This is a genomic window from Cytophaga sp., from assembly GCF_051961495.1.
Classification (GTDB): Bacteria; Bacteroidota; Bacteroidia; order Cytophagales; family Cytophagaceae; genus Cytophaga.
This window is the reverse complement of sequence record NZ_JBQCDF010000286.1, coordinates 1-3,626: the sequence shown is the minus strand read 5'-3', so window position 1 is coordinate 3,626 and position 3,626 is coordinate 1. Positions and strand designations below refer to the sequence as shown.

The window sequence follows — 3,626 nt, the reverse complement described above, 5'->3', positions numbered from 1 at the left end:
CGTCAATGACAATGCTTCATCTGAAGATATTTCTTTAAATAAAGGCGTATAATACTGAACCGGATGTGAAATCAGAAATAGGATCTTGGTTTTCATCTTGTATACTCAACGACATGGTTTGATACTAAAAAATGTTTTAACCTATTCTGAAAAGCATCAAAACCGAACAAGTTTTTAACCCGGATTTGTAAACTTTGTTTTTCTCCGTCGGTTAATGGTTGTTGGATGCTGGCTTCTATCGCCTGTTCTATTTCCTTTTGATTATCGGGATGAACCAATAAACCTAATTCCCCATTTTGCAATGCATCTACGCTTCCGTCCTGGTTCCCGGCAATTACTTTCAAACCACACACCATAGCCTCAATAAATACAATCCCAAAACCTTCTTTTTTACTGGGAATGATAAAGACATCTGATAACAAATAATAATCGGTAAGTTCCTGCTCTGGAATAAAACCACAAAGTTTAATATATTCCTGAGCATTGGCTTTTTGAATCATGGATGTCAACCTTGCGTACTCAGTTTCATCTGCCTTACCGCCGATTAAATACTGCAGATTCGGATAGCGCTTTTTTAATTGAATAACGCTTTCTATAACCTTATCATAACCTTTAAAATGTTCTGTTGAGGATAAGCGTGTCAATGTAAATACTACCTTATCAGTAGAAGCTATTGTATGCCTGTTCTGTAAATATACAGGGCGTTCAAATCTTGACGGATAATCAAACAAGGCATCTACCGTATTCGGGAATACTGTGATTTTATTGGAGTCTACCCCCTGCTTATTTACTAAAACCGATTTGGTATAGTTACTTACAGATAAAATCTGATCCGTATGTTGAAGACATTTTCTTTTCAGAAAAGATAAATCTCTCCATACATCAATGCCATGAACAATCAGAATAAATTTCAAGCTGGGCTTAATGCATTTTAACAACAGCATGAGCGGAGCATAATTTATATGTCCTAGAATGATTGTGTTATTAGAACGTAGCAAAGGCAATACACGGCTTATTAAATTCCGCTTCTTATTGGCAAAACCCTGATAAGAAGCTTTTGAAATGTATCTGCTATCTGCAACAGTTTTTTCATTGTCATACAATGAAAAAACATATAAAGAAGTATCTGAAGAAATAGTATTTTCCAGGGCTTTTGAAAAACTTCTGTTGAATCTTTCAATACCACCTGTTTTATCAAATAAAGATAGATATAATGCGATCATTCCGGTTTAGGGTATCTTCTTAAGCGCGTTTAATTTTTTTCTTAATACGCTCTAACCATGTGTGATCAACATCTTCATAATAACCATAGCCATACGAATATGTATATCCATATCCCTTATTTGATGCTTTCGCATCATTTGCGAGAATGCATAAAGAAGAAATTTTCGATCCGTTGTACAATTCATTAATTGTATTAACATAATGCGTTTTACTGTAATTAAATCGTACAACGTATATATTAACGTCAATATGTTTATTGATTACCAGGTAATCTGAAACAATACCTACAGGTGGGGTATCAATGATTATATAGTCATATTTTTTCCTTGCAATATTTATCAACTCTCCAAACAATGAAGAGCTCAACAACTCTGAAGGGTTAGGAGGTATAGGTCCGGAAACAATTACATCCAAATTCGACACTTCTGTTTTGTGAACCACTTCATCAAATGAGCATTGATTGATTAAATAGCTCGAGAGCCCTTTATCATTCTCCATGTGAAACTCTTTGAAAATTTTAGGTTTCCGCAAATCTGCACCAATCAGCAAGACCTTTTTATCAGATGATGCCAAAATAGATGACAAATTTAACGCACAAAATGATTTACCTTCTCCGCTGACTGTTGAGGTTATACCAATAACTTTATTTTTTTCTAACGTGATATAACTTAAGTTCACCCGCGTACTCCGGAAAGACTCTGTAATACCTGACTTAGGATGACTAATAGTTACCAGGCCTTCATTATAATGATTATGGCCAATAATTCCTAAAATAGGTATTTGTGTAAGCTGGAGCAATTGGTCTTTATCCTTTAACCGGTTATCCAAAAAGACCATTATTAAAATACCCATAAAAGGTATTAATAATCCTATCATCACCGATATAAAATAAATCTTATTGGTCAATGGGAAAATTTTGGTCACATCATATGAAGTTGCATAATCAATAACTTTACTATCTGAAATGTTAGAAGCTTTTGCAATACTCGCTTCAGCTCTTTTTTCCAGTAAATAGTTATATATATGATCACTCAAATCAAACTTTCTTTTCAAATTGATTAATAACTTCTCTGTCTTTGGCAAAGCATCAATTTTCTTACTTATTTTATTTATCTGACTGGTAATTTCATCATATTTAATCTGCTCCCCGTGAACAATATTTTTAATATCTTCCCGCAGCGCCTCTTTGGCATTTTCAATTTTCAAATCTAAAATATTGGAATACGGGTTTTTCTCATGTACACTAAATGATAAAGCTGCCTTTTCCTGACTTAATTTTGTCAGTTCCAAAATAAGATTAGTCAACAAAGGATCATCTATACCTATTGCAGACGGAATGGTAATTTGTTTGATATCCTTGTTACTATTTACATAACCCAACAGGTAATCATAATATTTTCGCTTTATCTGAATCATGGCACGTTCAGTTTCAAGCATACGAAGATTTTCGAGATCTCCGGTATAACTGGCCCCTATATCCACAACTTTATTAGTGGTTCTGAAATCTTCTAATTCATCTTCGGCTAATGACAGTGAATCTTTAATAATCCCCAACTGTGCGTCAATAAAGTTTATTGTATTAGTCGCGATTTGATTTTTTTCCTGCAAACCTTCCTGTATGTATGCATTTGCTAGGGCGTTCACAAAATTGATTTCCTTTTGAACAACCGGTCCTTGCGATGATATTTCCAGAATAGATGATTCGTTTTTTACCGGTTTAACAACAATCCTGGATCTGTAAGAACGTACCAGATTATTTCTATCCCAGATAATAAAATAATAAGTATTGCTTTTCAGATTAGATGTATTAACACCTTTTGTTTCAATTTTAAACTTGGTATTTTCTATGTTAATGGTTTGACCAACCTTACAGGTATTGCTAACTTTCAAAATAGGTATTCTGTAACTTGAAACCATTTGTTTTTTTATATCATACAAAGCTACTGAAACACCATTAGCAACTAAATTAAAAGTAGAATCATCTATAAAATTTATATATATGGGAAGTCCTACTAATTGAGCAGTAGTTGTATCAACAACTATCTCAAAGGGATGTACTCCGTATATTTCACTATCAACCAACTGTCCCTGATGAAAATAGGATATATCAAAATCAAGCCGGTCAATAGCTTTGTTAACAATTGTAGTAGATCTTAAAAAGATCATTTCATTTTCCAGGTTCCGGAAGGATTGAAACATCTCCAATCCTTCCAGGAATTGGGTTCCATAGGAATGCGTTGATTTATCTTTAACAAAGACATTTGTTGAGACACTATAAATAGGTACTGAATATTTTATATATAAATACCCAACTGAAAATGAAATAATAACTGATAGTAGGAATAAATACCAACGTTTTAATAAAACACCAAGTATAAAATTAATGTTGATTATATTTTCTT

General features: G+C 33.2%; 2 protein-coding genes. Both read right to left on the bottom strand.

Annotation, left to right across the window (positions count from 1 at the left end):
* Positions 1-92: 92 nt before the first annotated feature.
* Positions 93-1,223 carry a glycosyltransferase family 4 protein gene (locus ACTHJT_RS16045; RefSeq protein ID WP_440240052.1) on the bottom strand — a complete coding sequence of 377 codons (1,131 nt, stop codon included), beginning with the start codon at positions 1,221-1,223 and terminating at the stop codon, positions 93-95.
* 19 nt (positions 1,224-1,242) lie between these two features.
* On the bottom strand, positions 1,243-3,626 hold a 2,384-nt coding region (locus ACTHJT_RS16040), incomplete at its 5' end, for a GumC family protein (RefSeq protein WP_440240050.1).

Excerpts from the sequence above, each read along its gene's own strand:
- ACTHJT_RS16045 (WP_440240052.1), bottom strand. The coding sequence starts at position 1,223 with ATGATCGCATTATATCTATCTTTATTTGATAAAACAGGTGGTATTGAA.